The sequence below is a fragment of the Bordetella bronchiseptica genome (assembly GCF_900636925.1).
Lineage (GTDB): Bacteria > Pseudomonadota > Gammaproteobacteria > Burkholderiales > Burkholderiaceae_B > Bordetella > Bordetella pertussis.
The window spans coordinates 2,317,532-2,338,260 of the sequence record NZ_LR134326.1; the positions used below are offsets into that span (position 1 = coordinate 2,317,532).

21 protein-coding genes are annotated in these 20,729 nt (G+C 68.4%); 17 read left to right on the forward strand and 4 right to left on the reverse strand.

Annotation, left to right across the window (positions count from 1 at the left end; genetic code table 11):
- Window positions 1-364 precede the first annotated feature (364 nt).
- Window positions 365-1,102, reverse strand: a complete 738-nt coding sequence (locus EL288_RS10785) for an RNA polymerase sigma factor FliA (RefSeq protein ID WP_003811933.1) — start codon at window positions 1,100-1,102, stop codon at window positions 365-367.
- A 435-nt stretch (window positions 1,103-1,537) separates the two neighbouring features.
- On the opposite strand from EL288_RS10785, the gene flhD reads away from it, so the two are divergent.
- The 15 genes from flhD to flhF all read left to right on the forward strand — a co-directional run bounded on the left by flhD (window position 1,538) and on the right by flhF (window position 18,059).
- On the forward strand, window positions 1,538-1,861 hold the full coding sequence (gene flhD, locus EL288_RS10790) for a flagellar transcriptional regulator FlhD (protein ID WP_003811931.1): 324 nt from the start codon (window positions 1,538-1,540) through the stop codon (window positions 1,859-1,861).
- A gap of 34 nt (window positions 1,862-1,895) precedes the next feature.
- Entirely contained in the window at window positions 1,896-2,456 is a 561-nt protein-coding gene (gene flhC / locus EL288_RS10795; RefSeq protein ID WP_003811929.1) for a flagellar transcriptional regulator FlhC, read from the forward strand.
- A 120-nt stretch (window positions 2,457-2,576) separates the two neighbouring features.
- Window positions 2,577-3,452, forward strand: a complete 876-nt coding sequence (motA, locus tag EL288_RS10800) for a flagellar motor stator protein MotA (RefSeq protein WP_003811927.1) — start codon at window positions 2,577-2,579, stop codon at window positions 3,450-3,452.
- Window positions 3,453-3,464: 12 nt separating this feature from the next.
- Window positions 3,465-4,412 carry a flagellar motor protein MotB gene (gene motB, locus EL288_RS10805; protein WP_003811924.1) on the forward strand — a complete coding sequence of 316 codons (948 nt, stop codon included), beginning with the start codon at window positions 3,465-3,467 and terminating at the stop codon, window positions 4,410-4,412.
- Between the two features lie 14 nt (window positions 4,413-4,426).
- Window positions 4,427-4,807 carry a response regulator gene (locus tag EL288_RS10810; RefSeq protein WP_003811922.1) on the forward strand — a complete coding sequence of 127 codons (381 nt, stop codon included), beginning with the start codon at window positions 4,427-4,429 and terminating at the stop codon, window positions 4,805-4,807.
- Between the two features lie 26 nt (window positions 4,808-4,833).
- Window positions 4,834-6,891 carry a chemotaxis protein CheA gene (gene cheA, locus EL288_RS10815; RefSeq protein WP_126621924.1) on the forward strand — a complete coding sequence of 686 codons (2,058 nt, stop codon included), beginning with the start codon at window positions 4,834-4,836 and terminating at the stop codon, window positions 6,889-6,891.
- 14 nt (window positions 6,892-6,905) lie between these two features.
- Window positions 6,906-7,406: a chemotaxis protein CheW gene (cheW, locus tag EL288_RS10820; protein ID WP_003811919.1), complete on the forward strand. Its 501-nt coding sequence runs from the start codon at window positions 6,906-6,908 to the stop codon at window positions 7,404-7,406.
- Between the two features lie 73 nt (window positions 7,407-7,479).
- On the forward strand, window positions 7,480-9,186 hold the full coding sequence (locus tag EL288_RS10825) for a methyl-accepting chemotaxis protein (protein WP_033450720.1): 1,707 nt from the start codon (window positions 7,480-7,482) through the stop codon (window positions 9,184-9,186).
- A gap of 8 nt (window positions 9,187-9,194) precedes the next feature.
- Entirely contained in the window at window positions 9,195-10,055 is an 861-nt protein-coding gene (locus EL288_RS10830) for a CheR family methyltransferase (protein ID WP_003811915.1), read from the forward strand.
- Complete coding sequence (locus EL288_RS10835) at window positions 10,052-11,104, forward strand: protein-glutamate methylesterase/protein-glutamine glutaminase (protein WP_003811913.1); 1,053 nt, start codon at window positions 10,052-10,054, stop codon at window positions 11,102-11,104. The genes EL288_RS10830 and EL288_RS10835 overlap by 4 nt, the downstream gene beginning before the upstream one ends.
- A 52-nt stretch (window positions 11,105-11,156) precedes the next feature.
- Entirely contained in the window at window positions 11,157-11,546 is a 390-nt protein-coding gene (gene cheY, locus EL288_RS10840) for a chemotaxis response regulator CheY (protein WP_003811911.1), read from the forward strand.
- Between the two features lie 8 nt (window positions 11,547-11,554).
- The gene (gene cheZ / locus EL288_RS10845; protein ID WP_003811909.1) at window positions 11,555-12,187 is read left to right on the forward strand and encodes a protein phosphatase CheZ; all 633 of its coding nucleotides are present in this window, start codon (window positions 11,555-11,557) and stop codon (window positions 12,185-12,187) included.
- A 227-nt stretch (window positions 12,188-12,414) separates the two neighbouring features.
- Entirely contained in the window at window positions 12,415-13,569 is a 1,155-nt protein-coding gene (flhB, locus tag EL288_RS10850) for a flagellar biosynthesis protein FlhB (RefSeq protein WP_015063731.1), read from the forward strand.
- Between the two features lie 3 nt (window positions 13,570-13,572).
- Entirely contained in the window at window positions 13,573-15,690 is a 2,118-nt protein-coding gene (gene flhA, locus EL288_RS10855; protein ID WP_003811905.1) for a flagellar biosynthesis protein FlhA, read from the forward strand.
- Entirely contained in the window at window positions 15,687-18,059 is a 2,373-nt protein-coding gene (flhF, locus tag EL288_RS10860; protein ID WP_003811903.1) for a flagellar biosynthesis protein FlhF, read from the forward strand. Before flhA ends, flhF begins: the two co-directional genes overlap by 4 nt.
- Before the next feature lie 17 nt (window positions 18,060-18,076).
- Here the strand turns inward: flhF and EL288_RS10865 are convergent, their stop codons facing one another.
- From EL288_RS10865 to flgA, 3 genes are all read right to left on the reverse strand, one after another.
- Window positions 18,077-18,559, reverse strand: coding sequence for a flagella synthesis protein FlgN (locus tag EL288_RS10865; RefSeq protein WP_003811901.1), 483 nt, complete (start codon window positions 18,557-18,559; stop codon window positions 18,077-18,079).
- 16 nt (window positions 18,560-18,575) lie between these two features.
- Entirely contained in the window at window positions 18,576-18,866 is a 291-nt protein-coding gene (gene flgM, locus EL288_RS10870) for a flagellar biosynthesis anti-sigma factor FlgM (RefSeq protein WP_003811898.1), read from the reverse strand.
- Window positions 18,867-18,992: 126 nt separating this feature from the next.
- Window positions 18,993-19,703: a flagellar basal body P-ring formation chaperone FlgA gene (gene flgA / locus EL288_RS10875; RefSeq protein ID WP_003811896.1), complete on the reverse strand. Its 711-nt coding sequence runs from the start codon at window positions 19,701-19,703 to the stop codon at window positions 18,993-18,995.
- Between the two features lie 183 nt (window positions 19,704-19,886).
- On the opposite strand from flgA, the gene flgB reads away from it, so the two are divergent.
- A complete protein-coding gene (gene flgB / locus EL288_RS10880; protein ID WP_003811894.1) occupies window positions 19,887-20,294 on the forward strand; it encodes a flagellar basal body rod protein FlgB in 408 nt (135 codons plus the stop codon).
- 12 nt (window positions 20,295-20,306) lie between these two features.
- Window positions 20,307-20,726, forward strand: coding sequence for a flagellar basal body rod protein FlgC (gene flgC / locus EL288_RS10885; protein WP_003811891.1), 420 nt, complete (start codon window positions 20,307-20,309; stop codon window positions 20,724-20,726).
- The last annotated feature ends 3 nt before the right edge of the window (window positions 20,727-20,729 follow it).

The window sequence follows — 20,729 nt, forward strand, 5'->3', positions numbered from 1 at the left end:
ATCTGTAACATCGGACTTTCGCTTGCACAGCGCCGCGATTTCCTTTGTTGCCTGGATTACGGCAGGTTTGCGACGGACTTAAGCAAAAAAAGTGAAGTTCGGAAATGTGCGGGGGAATCTGGCGGCAAAGGGCATGTTCCTGCGGGGACAGGCGTCCGTGCGGTGCGGGCGGGATAGGGCAGGCGCCAGTCCCCCTGCGGGGACAGGCGCTCGTGCGGCGGGGGCGGGATGCGGCAAGCGCCCGTGCGGCGGGGGGAGATGGGGCAGGTGCCTGTCCCCGCAGGGGACTGGCACCGTTGGCGCAGCGCTCGGAAAGCAGGGGCGGGCACCGGGCAGGCAGGCGCCGCGCGGCCATGGCATGCGCCTATACCACCTGCGCCAGGTGATGGGCGGTGGGCAGGCGGGCCCAGGCTTGCTCCTTGAGGCGGGCGCGGATGCGGGCGGTGGCCTGGGCGCGCAGTTGGCACACGCGCGCCTCGGTGACGTTGAGCACGGCGCCGATTTCCTTGAGGTTCAGGCCTTGTTCGTAGCACAGCGACAGCAGCAGCTTCTCGCGTTCGGGCAGGCCGTCGATGGCGTCGATGAGGGCGCGGCGCAGGTCGCCGGCGAGCAGGGCGTCGAGCGGATCGGCATGTTCGGCGCTGCTTTCAGCCCACGGGCTGTCGCTGTCGCCGTCGGTATTGAAATCTTCGTAGTGCAGGATCTGCACGCCTTGCGCATCGGCCAGCATGCCCTGGTACTCGGCCAGCGGCACGCCCAGCTCCTCGGCGATCTCGCCTTCGCTGGGGGCGCGCATCAATTCCTGTTCCTTGCGCTGGATGGCGGTTTCGATGCGGCGGCTCTTGCTGCGCACGCTGCGCGGCAGCCAGTCCTGGCTGCGCAGCTCGTCGAGCATGGCGCCGCGGATGCGCGCGGTGGCATAGGTCTCGAACTGCGCGTCAGGGCTTTCCTGGTAGCGCCGCACGGCGTCGAGCAGGCCGATCATGCCGGCCTGCACCAGGTCGTCCAGCTGCACGCTGGAGGGCAGGCGCGCCAGGAGCTGTAGCGCCAGTTTGCGCACCAGCGGGGCATATTGGACCAGGCTGTCTTCGGGGTTGGGCATTCAGGTTCTGTCTGCGGATGTCTCGCGCGAACAAAGCTGCGAACAGGTGGGGTGTTGCTGGGCGGCGACAGTGGCCTGGCGGTCAGGCCGCTGGGCGCGGACCGGTTCGACCCTGTCGTTTCAAGGGGAGATTGTCGGCAAATAGCCGCTTTTCATTCGGAGAAGAACGCAACTTTTTGCACGTTTATTTACGAAATTGCCGACATCGAAATGCAAATGATGTAACTCGGCGGTAACTTTACCGGAGATAATCTGCAAAATATCAATGTTTTGTCATAAAAGTCATAGAAAATGACACCATCCATGGTAAATTGCATTCAAATTGCGATGAAATGATACATTTCGCATTAAGACGAAAGCAGGCTGGCGCGGGGTTCTCGGGGCGCGCCGCCTGGAGTTCAGCCCCCCGGCTTGCCTAAGTCTCAGGAGTCATGTGTGAAAACAGCCGATAGTTCCTTGCTCGCGGATATTCGGGAAGTCAATCTTTCGTATCTGTTGCTGGCCCAGCGCATGCTGCGCGACGACTATGCCGCGTCGATGTTCCGCCTGGGTTTCAGCAATGAAGTGGCCGATATCCTGATGCGGCTATCGCCGGCCCAGCTGGTGAAGCTGGCCAGCTCCAGCTCGCTGCTGTGCCGATTTCGCTTCGACGATTACAGCCTCCTGTCGGCCCTGACCCAGGACGTGCTGGGCGGCGCCCTGCAACAGGCGCACGCCACCATCCTGCTGGCGCGCCAGCCTGTCGAAGAGCTGGCCTGAGCGCCGGCTGGATAGATAGGAACAAGAGGGCGCAATGGCCACCAAGAGTGTTTCGCAGGAAGCCGACGAGATCCTGCTTGCCAGTTCGATGATCACGCTGGGCGCGCGTCTGCAGGTGCTGCAGGCCGAGACCGGCCTCAGCCACGACCGGCTGGCGCGGCTGTACCGCGAGATTCGCGGCTGTTCGCCGCCCAAGGGCATGCTGCCGTTCTCGGTGGACTGGTTCATGACCTGGCTGCCGAACATCCATTCGTCGCTGTTCTACAACGTGTATACGTTCCTGAACCAGCGCACCTCGAGCCAGGGCATCCGGGCTGTGATCGACGCATACCGCCTGTACCTGGAGCACGCGCCGGCCGATGCCGCCGAGCCGGTGCTCAGCTTCACGCGGGCCTGGATGCTGGTGCGGTTCTTCGACGGCGGCATGCTGCAGCTGTCGGGCTGCCGCCAGTGCGGCGGGCATTTCATCGCCCACGCGCACGATCCGCAGACCGATTTCGTCTGCGCCATCTGCCGCCCGCCGCCCCGGGCCGGCAAGACGCGCGCGGCGGCCCGCGCGCGCGCCGGGCAGCTCGCCGCGCCGGCGCGGCCGTGAGCGCGCCAGCTTCCAAATAGGCCAAAAGCACCAGAAAACCCCCCATAACCCGCGTTTTTGCCCGACGGGTCAGGGGGGATCATTGGCGTCGGTTCTAGACTTCGTTGGCAGAGGCCTGATGTGTTGATTGTTATCGGTTATGCAGTGGTCATCCTGGCGGTGGTCGGCAGTTTCATCGGCCTGGGCGGCCATCTGGGCGCGCTCTACCAGCCTTTCGAGCTGACGCTGATCGCCGGCGCGGCCGTGGGCGCCTTCATGGCGGGCAACAGCCGCAAGTCGCTCGGCCTGGTCGCCAAGGCGATCCCGGAGGCGTTTCGCAGCTCGCCCTACAGCAAGGACGTGTACATGGAGCTGATGGCGCTTCTGTACGTGCTGCTGAACAAGGCGCGCCGCGAAGGGCTGATGGCCATCGAATCGCACATCGAGGATCCGCTGTCCAGCCCGATCTTCAATGAGTATCCGCGCATCATGAAGGATGCCAAGCTGATGGAGTTCATCACGGACTACCTGCGCATCATGATCAGCGGCAACATGAGCTCGTTCGAGATCGAAACGCTGATGGACGAGGAGATCGAGACCTACCGGCACGAGCGCGAAGTGCCTACCCATGCGCTGCAGCAGGTGGCCGACGCCTTGCCGGCCTTCGGCATCGTGGCCGCCGTGCTGGGCGTGATCAAGGCGCTGGCGGCGGTGGACCAGCCGCCGGCGATCCTGGGCGACCTGATCTCCAAGGCCATGGTCGGCACCTTCCTGGGCGTGCTGCTGGCCTACGGTTTCGTGGCGCCGATGGCCGCCCGCATCGAACGGCGCACCTCGGAATCGGTCAAGGTGCTCGAATGCATCAAGGTGACCTTGCTGGCCAGCATGAACGGCTATCCGCCCCAACTGGCGGTGGAGTTCGGCCGCAAGGTGCTGTTCTCGGCGGTGCGCCCCTCGTTCGGCGAGCTGGAAGAGCATGTGCGCCAGGCCAAGAGCGCGGCCACCGGCCGCGCCTGACGGAGCCGCCGCATGAGCACGGTCAACAATCACCGTGTGGTGATCCGGCGCCGCAAGGTGCGCCGCGGCGGACACCACGGCGGCAGCTGGAAGATCGCCTACGCCGACTTCATCACGGCCATGATGGCGTTCTTCCTCGTCATGTGGCTGATCAGCATCGTGCCGCGCGAAGAACTCAAGGGCATCGCCGAGTATTTCCGCATGCCCCTGCGGGTGGCCCTGACCGGCGGCCCCAGCAGCTCGGCCGAGACCAGCGCGATCCCCGGCGGCGGGCAGGACCCGCTGCGCAGCCAGGGCGACGTGCGGCGCGCCGAGGGCAACCGGGTCGAGGCCCAGCCCATGGGCGACGCCGAGCGGCGCGACCGCCATCGCCTGGAACGCCTGAAGGTCCGCCTGGAAAACCTGATCGAGGAAAGCCCGGTCCTGAAGAATTTCCGGCCGCAGCTGCTGATCGACATGACGACCGAGGGCTTGCGCATCCAGATCGTCGACAACCAGAACCGCCCCATGTTCGCCACCGGCAGCGCCGACGTGCAGCCGTACATGCGCGACATCCTGCGCGAGCTGGGGCCGGTGCTCAACGACCTGCCCAACAAGATCAGCATCGCCGGCCATACCGACGCGTCGCAGTACGCGCGCGGCGAGCGCGCCTACAGCAATTGGGAGCTGTCGGCCGACCGCGCCAACGCGTCGCGCCAGGAGCTGGTGGCCGGCGGCATGCACGAGGGCAAGGTGTTGCGCATCCAGGGCCTGGCCTCGAGCATGAGCCTGGTTAAAGATGACCCGTTTGCTGCCGTTAACAGACGTATCAGTCTGGTGGTGCTCAATGCATCGACCCAGCGGCGCATCGAGAACGAGAACGCAGCGGCGGCCGATGTCAACGCGCGCGACGCGCAGGGCGTCGGCGCGGCGCTGGCCGGCCAGTTGGCGGTCAGCGGCTCGGACGGGGGCGCCAGGTAGCGATAGGGAGAGGCATGACGGCAAGAATTCTGGTGGCGGACGATTCGGCGACGATGCGCATGATCGTGCAGGCCGCGTTGACGGGGGCGGGTTGGCAGGTCGTGACCGCCAGCGATGGCAAACAGGCGCTCGAACTGGCCCAGGCGCAGGCTGTCGACCTGGTCGTCAGTGACTGGAACATGCCCGTCATGGGCGGGCTGGACCTGATCCGGGGCCTGCGTGGGCAGGCCCGCTACCAGGATCTGCCCGTGCTGGTGCTGACCACCGAGGACGATGGCGACAGCAAGGCCGCCGCGCGCGATCTGGGCGTATGCGGCTGGCTCAACAAGCCGCTCGATCCGGATGTGCTGGTCGATCTGGCGGCGGAGCTGCTTGGCGTGGCGCCAGGCGCGTAGCGGTTTCTATAGGAAGCATACGGGTCATGAGTTCAGGTCTGGACCTCAGTCAGTTCTACGAAACATTCTTCGACGAAGCCGACGAGCTGCTCGCGCAGATGGAGCAGTTGCTGCTCGAGCTGGATGTGGGCGCGCCCGACATCGAGCAGCTCAACGCGATCTTCCGCGCCGCGCATTCCATCAAGGGCGGCGCGGCCACTTTCGGCTGCTTCCAGAAGCTGGCCGGAACCACGCATTTGCTTGAGAACCTGCTGGACGCGATCCGGCGCGGCGAGATGGGACTGCGCGCCGACATGGTGGACATTTTCCTGGAAACGAAAGACGTGCTCAAAAGCCAACTGGACGCCTACCGGGCCTCCGAAGAGCCCGAAGATGCCGTGTTCGAGCGCATTTGCGCCGTGTTGCGCCAGCTGGCGCTGGAAGGCGGACAGGCGCCGGCGGCCGCGGCGCCGGCGCCGGTAGCGGCTTCCGAACCCGGCCCGGAACCCGCACCCGCGCCCCAGCCCGCCGCGGCATCGACGGCGGCGGGCCTGCCGTTGCGGGTGCGTTTCAGCAAGGTCTCGGACAAGGACGCCCAGTCGCTGCTGGAGGAAATGGGCAACCTGGGCGACGTGCGCGCCAGCGAGCGCGCCGGCCAGACGCTGACGGTGTGGGTCGACACGACCTGCTCGCCGGACGATATCGAAGCGGTGTGCTGCTTCATCATCGACGCGGACCAACTGGAAATCGCCCGCGAGGCCGAGCCGGCCCACGCGTCGGCGCAGGCGGCCGTAGCGGCCGCGCCGGATGCCGCCGCCACGCCGGCGCCGGTTGCCGCTCCCGCCGCGGCCCAGGCCGCCGAGCCGGCGCGCGCCGCGCGCCCGAGCATCGCGCCCGCGCACGCCGACAAGGAATCGACCTCGATCCGCGTCGGCGTCGAGAAGGTCGACCAGGTGATCAACCTGGTCGGCGAGCTGGTGATCACGCAGGCGATGCTGGCGCAGACCGCCTCGACGCTCGATCCGGTGCTGCACGATCGCCTGCTCAATGGCATGGAGCAGCTCGAGCGCAATGCGCGCGACCTGCAGGAAGCGGTCATGTCCATCCGCATGATGCCGATGGACTACGTGTTCAGCCGCTTTCCGCGCCTGGTGCGCGATATCGCCGGCAAGATGGGCAAGCAGATCGAACTGCAGACCTATGGGCGGGCCACCGAGCTGGACAAGAGCCTGATCGAGCGCATCATCGACCCCTTGACGCACCTGGTGCGCAACAGCCTGGACCACGGCATCGAAACGCCGGACAAGCGCGTGGCGGCCGGCAAGGAGCCGGTGGGCCAACTGGTGCTCTCGGCGCAGCACAATGGCGGCAACATCGTCATCGAGGTCAGCGACGATGGCGGCGGCCTGAGCCGCGAGCGCATCCTCAGGAAGGCCGTGGCCCAGGGGCTGACGGTCAACGAGAACTCGCCCGACGACGAGATCTGGCAACTGATCTTCGCGCCCGGTTTCTCCACCGCCGACCAGGTCACGGACATCTCCGGGCGCGGCGTCGGCATGGACGTCGTGCGCCGCAACATCCAGGACATGGGCGGCCACGTGCAGCTCTCCAGCGTGCCGGGGCAGGGAACGACCACGCGCATCGTGCTGCCGCTGACGCTGGCCATCCTGGACGGCATGTCGGTGCGGGTGGGCGAGGAAACCTTCATCCTGCCGCTGAACCATGTGACGGAATCGCTGCAGCCGCAGGCCGACCAGATCTATTCGGTGGCCGGCAACGAGCGCGTGATGCAGGTGCGCGGCGAATACCTGCCGCTGGTGGAAATGCACCGGGTGTTTTCGGTGGGCCAGGCGCAGGCCGATCCCACCCAGGCCATCGCCGTCATCATGCAGGCCGAGGAGCGCCGCTTCGCGCTGCTGGTCGATCACCTCGTCGGCCAGCACCAGGTGGTGGTGAAGAATCTCGAATCGAATTATCGCAAGGTGCCTGGCATTTCGGCCGCCACCATCCTGGGCGACGGCAGCGTGGCGCTGATCGTGGACGTATTCGCGCTGGCGCGCGCCAACCGGGAAAAGTGGTCCCAGCCCGAAGCCATTCTGAATTGACGGAGAGACATATCATGGCAGCCAAACCGCACACCCAGGCCACGCGCGCGGAAGACGTGGGCAACGAGTTCCTGGTCTTCACGCTGGGCGAGGAAGAATACGGCATCGACATCCTGAAAGTGCAGGAAATCCGCGGCTACGACGCGGCTACGGTCACGCGCATCGCGAACGTGCCGTCCTTCATCAAGGGCGTGACCAACCTGCGCGGCATCATCGTGCCCATCGTGGACCTGCGCATCAAGTTCAACCTGGGCAGCGTCGAATACAACGAGCAGACCGTCGTCATCATCCTCAACCTGGACCGCCGCGTGGTCGGCATCGTGGTCGACGGGGTGTCGGACGTGCTGATGCTCAACGCGGCCCAGGTGCGTCCGGCGCCCGAGTTCGGCGCCACCCTGTCCACCGAGTACCTGACCGGCCTGGGCACGGTGGACGAACGCATGCTCATCCTGGTCGACATCGAGAAGCTGATGACCAGCGACGAGATGGCGCTGGTGGAGAAAGTGGCGTCCTGACGGCGGTCAGGCCGCGGGCGGCGCGCCGCCCGTCGTTTCGTTCAACGCTTGCAGTCAAGGAGTGGTTCCTGTCATGCGCAAGTTCCTCGCGAACCTGTCGATACGCGGCAGCCTGTTGGGCGTGCTGGCGTTCTTCTCTTTCATGCTGGTCGTCGGCGCCGCCCTGGGCGTGCTGTCGCTGCGGGTCAGCAACGACACGTTGCAGGGAGTCAAGCAGACCCAGGATGTCGCCGACGCGATGGATCGCGTCGTCAACAGCTACAAGGACGCGCTCAACGGCCTGGGTCGCGCCGCGGCGTCGCACTATGGCGCGATCGTGAGCGCGATCGGCCAGCCGGTGCAGGTCGAACAGGGCCTGGGCAGCGAGGCGGCGGGCTTGCTGCAGCGCGCCAAGGCTTCGCTCAACCGCGCCGAGACCGAATACGAGTACTACAAGGGCCTGGCTCGGCCGGCCAGCGCCGCCGACAGCCTGAAAGAAGTCGAGAACGCCTTCGAGGCGCTGGTCGGCCAGGGGCTCCATCCGCTGGCCGCCGCGTTGGAGAAGGGCGACATGGCCGGCTATCAGTCGCATGCGCAGAACGTCCTTGACGCGCTGGAAGGACGTTTCTCGGGCGCCATCGCCGCGTTCGACTTCTGGCGCGCCAGCGAGCTGCTCGACGCCCACGAAGTGGCCGAGACGCGCTATCGCTTCGTGCTGGCGGCCGTGGCCGCGGGCGGGGTGCTGGCCGCGCTGCTGGTGTTTTCGACCTATCTGTTCCTGCGCCGCCGCGTGCTCCAGCCTTTGCGCGAAGTAGGCCAGCATTTCGACAAGATCGCCGCGGGCGACCTGACCGCGCGGGTGGACGTGCGCAACAGCAACGAGATCGGCCAGCTGTTCGCCGGCCTCAAGCGCATGGAGGAAAGCCTGACGCGTACCGTCGCGGCGGTGCGCCGCGGGGTGGACGAGATCAACGTGGGTTCGCGCGAGATCTCGGCCGGCAACACGGACCTGTCCAGCCGCACCGAGGAACAGGCGGCCTCGCTGGAAGAGACCGCGGCCTCGATGGAGCAGCTGGCCTCGACGGTCAAGCAGAATGCCGACAACGCGCGCCAGGCCAACCAGCTGGCGGGAGTCGCCTCGGACGTGGCCGAGCGTGGCGGTTCGGCGGTGTCGGAGGTGGTGGCGACGATGCAGGACATCTCGGCCAGCTCGCGCAAGATTTCCGAGATTGTGTCGGTGATCGACGGGATCGCGTTTCAGACCAACATCCTGGCGCTGAACGCGGCGGTGGAAGCGGCGCGCGCGGGCGAGCAGGGCAAGGGTTTCGCGGTGGTGGCGGGCGAAGTGCGCTCGCTGGCGCAGCGCAGCGCCCAGGCGGCCAAGGAGATCAAGGTGCTGATCGAGGATTCGGTCGGCAAGGTGGGCACGGGTTCGCAGCAGGTCGAGCGCGCCGGGGCGACGATGCAGGAGATCGTGGCCTCGGTCAAGCGGGTGACGGACATCATGGGCGAGATCTCGGCGGCCTCGGAAGAGCAGTCCAGCGGGATCGAGCAGGTCAACCGCGCGGTGTCGCAGATGGACGAGGTGACGCAGCAGAACGCGGCGCTGGTGGAAGAGGCGGCCGCGGCGGCCGGTTCGCTGCAGGAGCAGGCGCAGCGCCTGGCCGAGGCGGTCGCGGTGTTCAGGATCAACGCCGGCGAAGTGATCGATCTGCCGGCCCGCCAACTGGGATCGAGGCAGGCGCCGGGTGCGCGCGAGACGGCGCTGGCGCACGATGACGCGCTGGCGCTGGGGCACTGAGGTCAGGCGTGGCGACAGCAATGACGACGCCGGCTTTCAGCGCCGAGCGCCAGTTCGAGTTCCGCGACGCGGACTTCGCCCGGGTACGGCAGATGATCTACGCGCGCGCCGGCATTTCGCTGGGCGCGCACAAGCGCGAGATGGTGTACAGCCGCCTGGCGCGGCGCCTGCGCGCGCTGGGGCAGCAGGAGTTCCGCGTCTACCTGGACGGGCTGGAGAACGAGCCGGCCGCGCCCGAGTGGGAAGACTTCGTCAACGCCCTGACGACCAACCTGACCGCCTTCTTTCGCGAGTCGCATCACTTTCCCATTCTGGCCGATTTCGCGCGCCAGCGCGGCGGGCCGGTATCGGTGTGGTGCTGCGCCGCCTCGACCGGCGAGGAGCCGTACTCGATCGCCATGACGCTGGTCGAGAGCCTGGGCGCGCGCGCCCAGGCCAGCCAGCTGCTGGCTACCGATATCGACACCAACTGCCTGCAGCGCGCGCGCGCGGGCGTCTATCCGTACGAGCGGGTGGCCAAGCTGGACCCGGCGCGCCTGAAGCGCTTCTTCATGCGCGGACGCGGCGCCAATGAGGGGCAGGTCAAGGTGCGCGCGGAGCTGGCCGACATGGTGCGCTTCGAGACCTTGAACCTGCTGGCGCCGCACTGGCCGATCAACGAGAAGTTCGACGCGATCTTCTGCCGCAATGTCATGATTTACTTCGACAAGCCGACCCAGGCCAGGATCCTGCGGCGGTTCGTCCCCTTGCTCAAGCCGGGCGGGCTGCTGTTTGCCGGGCATTCCGAGAATTTCACCTATATCAGCCGCGACTTCCGCCTGCGCGGACAGACTGTCTATGAGCAGGCCAGCGGCGAGTTGCCAGTATGAAGAAGATCAAGGTCTTGTGCGTGGACGATTCCGCGCTGGTGCGCGGCCTGATGACCGAGATCATCAACAGCCATCCGGACATGGAGGTGGTCGCGACCGCGCCCGATCCGCTGGTGGCGCGCGAACTGATCAAGAAGCACAACCCGGACGTGCTGACGCTGGATGTGGAAATGCCGCGCATGGACGGCCTGGATTTCCTCGAGAAGCTGATGCGGCTGCGGCCCATGCCGGTGGTGATGGTGTCGTCGCTGACCGAGCGCGGCGGCGAGATCACGCTGCGGGCGCTGGAACTGGGCGCGATCGATTTCGTGACCAAGCCCAAGCTGGGGATCCGCGACGGACTGATCGAGTATTCCGAGGTGATCGCGGACAAGATCCGCGCCGCCTCGCGCGCGCGCCTGCGCGCGCCGGCGCCGGCCGGCCACGCGGCGCCGCTGCGCCTGCGCAGCCCGTTCGCCAGCTCCGAGAAGCTGGTGATCGTGGGCGCATCGACCGGCGGCACCGAAGCGATCCGCGAGGTGCTGCAGCCCCTGCCGGCCGACAGCCCGGCGATCCTCATCACCCAGCACATGCCGGCCGGCTTCACGCGCTCGTTCGCGCAGCGCCTGGACGCGCTGTGCGCGGTGACCGTGCGCGAAGCCAGCGACGGCGAGCGGGTGCTGCCTGGCCACGTGTACCTGGCGCCGGGCGGCGAGACGCATATGCGCCTGGGCCGCAGCGGCGCCAACTACGTGATCGGGCTGCAGGCCAGCGAGCCGGTCAACCGGCACCGCCCCTCGGTGGACGTGCTGTTCCATTCGGCCGCCGAGGCGGCCGGCGGCAATGCGATCGGGGTGATACTGACCGGCATGGGCAAGGATGGCGCGGCCGGCTTGCTGGCCATGAAACGCGCCGGCGCGCGGACCATGGCGCAGGACGAGGCCAGTTGCGTGGTCTTCGGCATGCCGCGCGAGGCCATCGCGCTGGGCGCGGCCGACGAGGTCGTGCCGCTGGCCGACATCAGTGAGCGGATTCTGACGCGTCTGGGCGACCGCGGGCATCGCGTTTGACGCCCCGGTCCCAACGGAGCGGGCGTCCGGACATTATTTTCTTGGAGTTGAGATGGTAGATAAGGGAATGAAGATACTGGTGGTGGATGATTTCCCCACCATGCGGCGCATCATACGCAACCTGCTCAAGGAGCTGGGTTTCGAGAACGTCGACGAGGCCGAGGACGGCGCCATCGGGCTGGAGAAACTGCGCAACGGCGCCTTTCAGTTCGTGGTGTCGGACTGGAACATGCCGAACCTCGACGGCCTGGAGATGCTCAAGCAGATCCGCGCCGACGCGGCGCTGAAGTCGTTGCCGGTGCTGATGGTGACGGCCGAGGCCAAGAAGGAGAACATCGTGGCGGCGGCCCAGGCCGGCGCCAACGGCTACGTGGTCAAGCCGTTCACGGCCGCGACGCTGGAAGAAAAGCTGAACAAGATCTTCGAGAAACTCGCCGGCTGAGGTACCGAATGAATGCGACGGACACTGGCATGCAGGCAGACCCGACCGACCTGATCCAGCGGATCGCCTCGTTGACGCGCATGCTGCGCGACAGCATGCGCGAGCTCGGGCTGGACCAGGCCATCAAGGATGCCGCCGAGGCGATTCCCGATGCGCGCGACCGCCTGCGCTACGTGGCGCAGATGACCGAGCAGGCCGCCAACCGGGTGCTGAACGCCACCGAGGCCGCCGGCCCCATCCAGGACGGCATGGCGCGCGGCGCCCAGGCGCTGGACGCGCGCTGGCAGCAATGGTACGACCAGCCGCTCGAGCTGCCGCAGGCGCGCGCCCTGGTGCAGGACACGCGCGCCTTCCTGGCCGCGGTGCCGCAGCACACGCAGCAGACCCAGGCGAAGCTGATGGAAATCGTGATGGCGCAGGATTTCCAGGACCTGACCGGCCAGGTCATCATGCGCATGATGGACGTGGTGGGCGCGATCGAGCGCGAACTGCTGCAGGTGCTGCTGGACAATGTGCCGCAGGAGCGCCGCGACGAAGCCAATTCGCTGCTCAACGGCCCGCAGGTCAACCCCGGCGGCAAGGCCGACGTCGTCACCAGCCAGGACCAGGTCGACGACCTGCTGGCCAGCCTGGGCTTCTGACCAGGGCAGGGTGCCTGTCCCCGCAGGGACAGGCACCGACTGGGCGTGGCGCAGGGTGCGGGGCGCCTGTCCCCGCGGGGACAGGCGCCCCCACGCGCCGGCCGCCGCCATCCCGGAATAACGCCGCTTTCCCCCCGCTTCTTGGCTTATCGCCGCGCGGGCCGTCCGCCTAGAATCTCGGCGGGCAGTCCACAACCCGCATCCGGGCTGCAAACGAAGCGTCGAGCATGGCCGAAGAAAGCGATCTTGAAAAGTCCGAAGCCGCCTCTCCCAGGCGCCTGGAAAAGGCGCGCGAGGAGGGGCAGATTGCGCGTTCGCGCGAGCTGGGCACGTTCATGATGCTGGCCGCCGGCGTGGCGGGCGTATGGCTGAGCGGTTCGATGCTGTACCAGGGCCTGACCGGCGTGCTGCGGCGTGGCCTGGGGTTCGAGCCGCGGGTGGCGCAGGACCCGGGCGTGATGGTCGAGCAGGCGGTGCATGGCGCCGGGCGGGCGCTGCTGACGGTGCTGCCCATGTTCGGCATGCTGGCCGTGGTGGCGGTGCTGTCGGCGGTGCTGCTGGGCGGCTTTGTCTTCTCGACCAAGCCGCTGGAGCCGAATTTCTCGAAATTGAGCCTTTGGTCGGGCATCAAGCGCATGTTTTCGGCCCAGACCGTGGTCGAACTGGTCAAGGCGCTGGCCAAGGCCGCGCTGGTGGGCGGGGTGGCGGTCTGGGTGATCTGGCACTACCACGACGACATGCTGGGCCTGATGCACGTGGCGCCCAGCGCCGCGCTGACCAGCGCCATGTCGCTGGTGGCGCTGTGCAGCGCCCTGATCGTGGGCTCGCTGCTGTTCGTGGTGCTGCTGGATGTGCCCTGGCAGATCTGGAACCATCTGAAGAAGCTGCGCATGACCAAGGAAGATGTGCGGCAGGAACACAAGGAAAGCGAGGGCGACCCCCATGTGAAGGGCCGCATCCGCCAGCAGCAGCGCGCCATGGCGCGCCGGCGCATGATGTCGGAGGTGCCCGGCGCCGACGTGGTGGTGACCAACCCGACCCATTACGCGGTGGCGCTGAAATATGTGGACGGCGCGGCCGGCGCGCCGCGCGTGGTCGCCAAGGGCACCGGGCTGATCGCCGCCCGCATCCGCGAGCTCGCCGCCGAGCATCGCATCCCGACGCTCGAGGCGCCGCCGCTGGCGCGCGCCCTGCATCAACACGTCGAACTGGGACAGGAAATCCCGACGGCGCTTTATACCGCGGTGGCCGAGGTGCTGGCGTGGGTGTTCCAGCTGCGCAGCTGGCGTCCCGGACTGGGACGCGAGCCGCAGGCGCCGACGGCGCTGGCCGTACCGGCCGAACTGGACCCGCACAGCCCGCCCGCCACCCAAGGAGCCTGACGAATGAGCGCGCTGCTCTCCATGCTGAAAACCAACGGGGCCGCCAACGCCAAGCTGCTGGCCGGCCCCATCCTCATCGTGCTCGTGCTGGGCATGATGGTGCTGCCGCTGCCCACCTTCCTGCTGGACCTGCTGTTCACCTTCAACATCGCCCTGTCGGTGATGATCCTGCTGGTGGCGATGTTCACGCGCAAGCCGCTGGATTTCGCCGCGTTCCCCTCGGTGCTGCTGTTTGCCACGCTGCTGCGCCTGTCCCTGAACGTGGCGTCCACGCGGGTGGTGCTGCTCAACGGCCACCAGGGCCCGGACGCGGCCGGCAAGGTGATCGAGGCGTTCGGCCACTTCCTGGTGGGCGGCAATTTCGCGGTCGGGATCATCCTGTTCGTGATCCTGACCATCATCAACTTCATCGTCATCACCAAGGGCGCCGGGCGGATCGCCGAAGTCGGCGCGCGCTTCACCCTGGATGCCATGCCGGGCAAGCAGATGGCCATCGACGCCGACCTGAACGCCGGGCTGATCGGCGAGGACGAGGCGCGCAAGCGCCGCGCCGAGGTGGCGCAGGAGTCGGATTTCTTCGGTTCGATGGACGGCGCCAGCAAGTTCGTGCGCGGCGACGCCATCGCCGGCCTGCTGATCATGGTCATCAACGTGATCGGCGGCCTGATCGTGGGCGTGGCCCAGCACGACCTGTCGGTAGGCGAATCGGCCCGCGTGTACACGCTGCTGACGATCGGCGACGGCCTGGTGGCGCAGATCCCGGCGCTGGTGATCTCCACCGCCGCCGGCGTGGTGGTCTCGCGCGTGGCGACCGACCAGGACGTGGGCCAGCAGATCCTCTCGCAGCTGTTCTCCAATCCCAACGTGATGTTCCTGACGGCCGCCATCGTCGGCATCATGGGCCTGATCCCCAATATGCCGCACCTGGCGTTCCTGACGCTGGCCGCGCTGCTGGCCGGTTGCGGCTGGATGGTCTACAAGCGCAACCTGGCCGCCGCCAGCCAGGCGCAGCAACCCGCCGAGACCGCCGCCGCCCAGGCGCAGGCGGCGGCCTCCGAGGCGACCTGGGAAGACGTTTCGATGGTGGACCAGCTCGGGCTGGAAGTGGGCTACCGCCTGATCCCGCTGGTCGACCATGCCCAGAACGGCGAGCTGCTGCACCGCATCCGCAGCCTGCGCAAGAAATTCGCCCAGGACGTGGGGTTCCTGCCGCCGGTGGTGCACATCCGCGACAACCTGGAACTCAAGCCGAACGACTACCGCATCCTGCTTTCGGGCGTGGAAATCGGTCGCGGCGTGGCCATGCCTGGCCAATGGCTGGCCATCGACCCGGGCGGCGTGGCCATGCAGGTCAAGGGCACGCCCACCACCGACCCGGCCTTCGGCCTGCCGGCGCTGTGGATCGACAGCGGCCAGCGCGACCAGGCCCAGGTGGCCGGCTACACGGTGGTCGACGCAAGCACCGTGGTGGCTACCCACCTGAACCACCTGATGCACCGCCACGGCGACAACCTGCTGGGCCGCCAGGAAGTGCAGGCGCTGATCGAACGCATCGGACGCGAATCGCCCAAGCTGGTCGAGGACCTCGTGCCCAAGACGCTGTCGCTCACCACCTTGCAGAAAGTGCTGCAGGGCCTGCTGGCCGAGGAGGTGCCGATCCGCGACATGCGCACCATCGTCGATACCCTGTCCGAGCACGCGCCGCGCCTGGCGGCCCTGGCCGCCAACGCGGGCGGGCAGCCCGATGTGCACGAACTGGTCGCGCTGACGCGCCGTTCGCTGGGACGCGCCATCACCCAGCAATGGTTCCCGGGCGAAGGCGAGCTGCGCGTGATCGGGCTGGACGTGCGCCTGGAGCGCGTGCTGACGCAGGCCATGGCCACCAGCGGCGGCCTCGAGCCCGGGCTGGCCGAGACGCTGCTGCGCGAGACCGAAGCGGCGCTGGCGCGCCAGGAGGCGCAGGGCAACGCTCCGGTGCTGCTGACCTCGCCGCCGTTGCGCGCGCCGCTGTCGCGCTTTCTCAGGCACCATCTGCCGCAGCTGGGCGTGCTTTCCAATGCCGAGATCCCCGATGAGCGCGTGGTACGCGTGACGGCGCTCATTGGAGGCAATGGCGAATGAAGCTGAGTCGTTTCGTCGCGGCCAGCAGCCGCGAAGTCATGCGCCTGGTGCGCGAGGCGCTGGGCCCGGACGCGCTGATCGTGTCCAACCGCAGCGTGGCCGAGGGCATCGAAGTGGTGGCCACGCTGGACGAGACGCCCGCCGCGGCGCCGGCGACGCCGTTGCCCGATGCGCCGGCCGCGCCGCCCGCCGACATGCCCGCTGCGGACGCGGCCGCGCCGCTGTCCATGGCGCGCCTGCCCGATGCGCCGATGCCCGCGGCCATGCCGGCCGGCCGCGTCGCGCCGGGGCTGGAGGCGGGCGTGCAGGCCGCTATCGACGCGCTGCGCGGTTCGCTGGAAAGCCGCATGGACGGGCTGCTGTGGAGCACGCGCGAGGGGCCGGGCCGCGAGCCGGTGGGCGCCGGGCTGTTCCGCGCCTTGCTCGAAGCGGGTTTCAGCATGCCGCTGGCGCGCATCCTGCTCGAGCGCCTGCCGCAGGCGCTCGACGCCACGCAGGCGCTGGCCTGGGCGCGCAACGAATTGGTGACGCACCTGCCGGTGCTGCGCCGCGAGGACGACCTGCTGGCCGGCGGCGGCGTGTTCGCGCTGGTCGGCCCCACCGGGGTGGGCAAGACCACCACGCTGGCCAAGCTGGCGGCGCGCTGCGTGGCGCGCGAAGGGCGCGAGCAGGTGGCCATGCTGACCACCGACAATTTCCGGATCGGCGCGCTGGAACAATTGCAGATCTATGGACGCCTGATGGGCATTCCGGCCCATTCGGTGCGCGACGCCGATGAGTTGCGCGACGCGCTGGGCAGCCTGGGCAACCGCAGGATCATCCTGATCGACACCACGGGCATCAGCCAGCGCGACCGCCAGGTGGCGGGGCAGGCGGCCATGCTGTGCAACGCCGGCAAGCCGGTGCGCCGCCTGCTGGTGCTCAACGCGGCCAGCCAGGGCGACACGCTGGACGAAGTGGCGCACGCCTATCGCAACGGCGTGGGCGAGGATGTGGTCGGCTGCATCATCACCAAGCTGGACGAGGCCTCGCGGCTGGCGCCGGCGCTGGATACGGCGATCCGCCACCGGCTGCCCATCCACTATGTCTCCTACGGGCAGAAAGTGCCCGAGCACATGGCCCTGGCGCGCGCCGACGAACTGATCGACCGCACCCTGGCCACCCTGCAGCGGGTCAAGCCGCTATATGCGCCCAGCGAGGCCGACCTGGCCGCCTTGTGCAGCGCCTCTCGCGAGCAGGCGCGCGACGAGCCGGCGCAGCGCCGCCAGATGCTGGCCGCCACGCTGCTGGGCCAGGGCGGCGCCGCCGCGCGCGACCTCGACGGCGCGCTGGACTGGCTGCGCGACGATCCGGCCTGCGCGCAGGCGCGCAGCGACTGGCGCGCGGCCATGGCCGGCCCGGCCACGGCCCGGGCGCTGGGCGACGCGGGGCTGGCCCTGGCGCGCCAGGCCTATCCAGCCGCCAGCAGCCGTTATCTGCTGGCCATGCACGGCAAGGCGGCGCTGCGCGCCGCCGGCCTGCCGCAGGCCACCTTGCTGTCGGCCTTGCTGATGAGCGACCGCGGCGCGGCGCTGGCCGCGCCCGCCCAGCAATTGATGCTGCAGCATGGCCTGCTGGCGGCGTACGCGCCGGGCGAACCGGCCGGCGCCAATCCGATTCAGGCCCTGCTGGCGCGCACCGACTACCTGTCGGGCGCGCTGGCCCAATTGCCGCACGTGCATGTGTTCGACGCCGGCTCGGCCCCGCCATGGCAGGCGCTGGCGGGGCAGGACGCCGGGTGGCTGGCGCGCTGCGCCGGCGCCACGCGGGTGCAGCAGGACCTGTGTCCCACTTTGCTCAGGGCCGTGGCCCGCGGGCTGGGATACCTGCCGGTGGGTAATGTGGCGGTCCCGGGCAAGGGCAGCGCGCCCCTGGCGCTGTGGGCCGGCAGCGCGGATGTCTCGCTGGCGGCGCGTGGCCAGGCGCCGCTTGCGGTGCGCATGGTCAGCGCGCGCCTGCTCGATCCCTCCAGCGGGCGCCAGGTGGCGCAGTGGTTCGGCCTGACCAACCTGGCCGCCACGCAGGCCGATGCGGCCACGCTGGCGCGCTGGCTGGTGCAGTACGAACAGGCGCGCGGCGCTTTCCGCTATATGGCGCATGCCTGGGCGGCGCTGCCGCCGGATGCGGGCGATGCCGCGGCGCTGGCCGCGCGCGCGCTGGCGGCGGGACAGCTGGGCGCGGCGTGCTGGCAGCTGGAACACCAGGCGCAGGCCGCCGCGATGCGCCAGGCCTTGCCCGGCCTGCTGGGGCCGGGCGCGCGCAAGACGCCCGCGCGGCTGGCGCCCGCGGCCTTGATGAAGTTGTTTGCCTTGCTGGAGATGGCCGGCTGAAGGCCGGCCGGGCCGGATCAGGTGGCGACGATGGCGCGGCCCGATGCCGCGCTGGAGTAGCCGCGCTTGCCGCGGCCCTGGGCGTCATAGGTGGCGGCCGCGCCGGTGCCGGCGGCCTGGCGCAGGGCGTCGAGCGACTCTTGCGTATGGCGCAGGTTCACCGCGATCAGGGTGCCGTTGCGCTGGTTGTGCTCGCGCGCCTGGGCGGCGTTGGCCTGCAGGGCCTGCCACAGCGGGCCCAGTTCAGGGTGGGCGGCGGCAGCCGCGTCGGTGCCGGCCGGACCGCTGGCCAGGCCGGCGCCGCTCAGCAGGGCGTCGCGCTCGGCGCCCAGCCGCGCCAGGTCGTCGGCCAGGGTTTCCTTGCGCTGCACCGCGGCCTGCAGCGACTCGTGCGCGCGGCGGTCCATCAGGGCCTCGGTTTCCGCCTCCAGGGCGTGGAGGAACTCCACCACCAGGGCGTTTTCGCGTTCGAGGCAGGACTTCAGGGCGGCAGAATTCATGGCGGGCAGCAGCGGTTTACTTGAGCAAATCGCGGGCGCTGGCGATCAGGCTGTCGGCGATGCGGGTGGGGTCGATCCGCAACTGGCCGGACGCGATGGCCGCCCGGATGGCCGCCACACGCTCGACGTCGATGTCGCTGCCGCCTTCCTGAGCCAGCAATTGGCGCGAGGCCGGGCTGAGCGCCACTTGCGCGCTGCCCGAACCGGCCTGGGCGCCGCCGCCATAGGCTTGGGCCACGGCGTGCTCGGCGCGTGCGCCGACCGCGTTGGGGCCCACCGGATGGCTGGTCGAGGATTGGATCTTCAAAATATTCTCCGCTGCGCGGGACCGGCCCGATGGGGGCGATCCGCCTGGTTATGCCTGTGTAACGACACCATGGGCGCAAACTTTAGGGCACGGGGATGGTAGGGGTCCGGTCATGTGTAACAGATTTTACAGCTGGATTTCGACCAGTCCGGCCGCCTGCACGATGCCGCTGACCACCTGGCCGGAGGCGGTGCGTACCTGGACCGTCGCGCCGGGCGGGGCGTTGTCCAGCGCCTGGCCTTCGCTGCTGACCACGAAGCCGTTGCCGCGCGCGGTGATGCGCACGCTCTGGCCGCGCGATACCGACTCGGCGCTGCGCAGCCCGGCGCCCTTGATGGGCTGGCCCGCGGCGATGCGGTGAGCGGGGCGCATGCCGAGGATGGCGGCCGCGTCGGTGATGACGCCCGGGGGCAGGGCCACCAGGTCGCCGTCGCGGGTGGTCAGGTCGGCCGCCTCGATGGTCTTGCCCGGCGCGATCTGGCGCGCCGCCACGTAGTACTGGCCCGGCACGCTGACGGTGGCCTGGGCGTAGACCGTCCAGGTGCGCGGCGCGACGCAGCGCAGGCCGACCGTCATGCGGGCGCGTACCCGCATCCCCGAGGGCATGAAGGGCGTCAGGGCCTCGCAGGCGTCCAGCCGGTCGGTGCGTAGAGGGTCCAGCGTGATGGATGGCTCGCCGGGTAGGGCGGCCAATTGCTGGCGCAGATAGCTTTCGGCCGCCGCGGCCAGCTCGGCGGGATCCTGGGCGGGGGGCTCGGCCGCGGCGCGCGGCATGGCGCCCGCCAGGATGGCCAGCGCCGCCAGGCGCGCAATGGAACGGGAACGGGGCGATTTCATGATAGGCAAATTGTAGAAGGGCGCCGTGCCGCGCAATAGCCGAATTGGCTCGGAAATGGCGGGTTGTTTGGCTTTTTGTGGCGGCCGCCCGCAACCTAAGATGCCGTCATGCCAAAAAGCGAGCCAGGCCGTGCGGCCGGTTTTCTTGGGCCAATCAGTTCGCACACTATCGGGACGCGCCAGATGCTAGACCGGCTAAACGAGGATTTCCGCTTTTTCCAGCAATCGATCGCGCTGCGCGCGCAACGGCAGGAAGTGCTGTCCTCCAATATCGCCAACGCCGACACGCCCAACTACAAGGCGCGCGACTTCGATTTCAAGGCCGCCATGCAGGGCGCGCTGGAGCAGCGCATGCGCCTGCCCGACACGAATCTCGCGCTGACCTCGGCGCGCCACATTCCCGGCCAGGCGACCACGCCGTCGCCGGCCGAACTGATGTACCGCCTGCCTTACCAGCCCAGCCTGGACGGCAATACCGTCGACATGGACAGCGAGCGCGTGCGCTTCGCCGACAACACGCTGCATTACCAGAGCAGCCTGCAGGTGTTGTCCGGCCGCATCCGTTCGCTGATGTCGGCGATCCAGGAATAACGGAGTCCAGCCATGTCCCTGTTGAGCATTTTCGAGATCGCCGGTTCGGCGCTGAGCGCGCAGTCCCAGCGCATGAACGTGTCGGCCAGCAACATGGCCAACGCCGACAGCGTGGCCGGCCCCGACGGCCAGCCATACCGGGCGCGCCAGGTGGTGTTCCAGGTCAATCCGCCGCCCGGCCAGGCCTTCGGCCAGGAGATCGGCGGCGTGCGCGTGGCCGGCGTGGTCGAGGACCAGTCGCCCTTCAAGAAAATCTACGACCCCAAGCATCCGATGGCCGACGCACAGGGCTACGTGAACATGCCCAACGTCGATCCGGTGGCCGAGACGGTCAACATGATCGCCGCCTCGCGCTCGTACCAGGCCAACGTCGAAGTGCTCAACACCGCCAAGCAGCTGATGCTCAAGACGCTGACCATCGGCCAGTCCTGATCG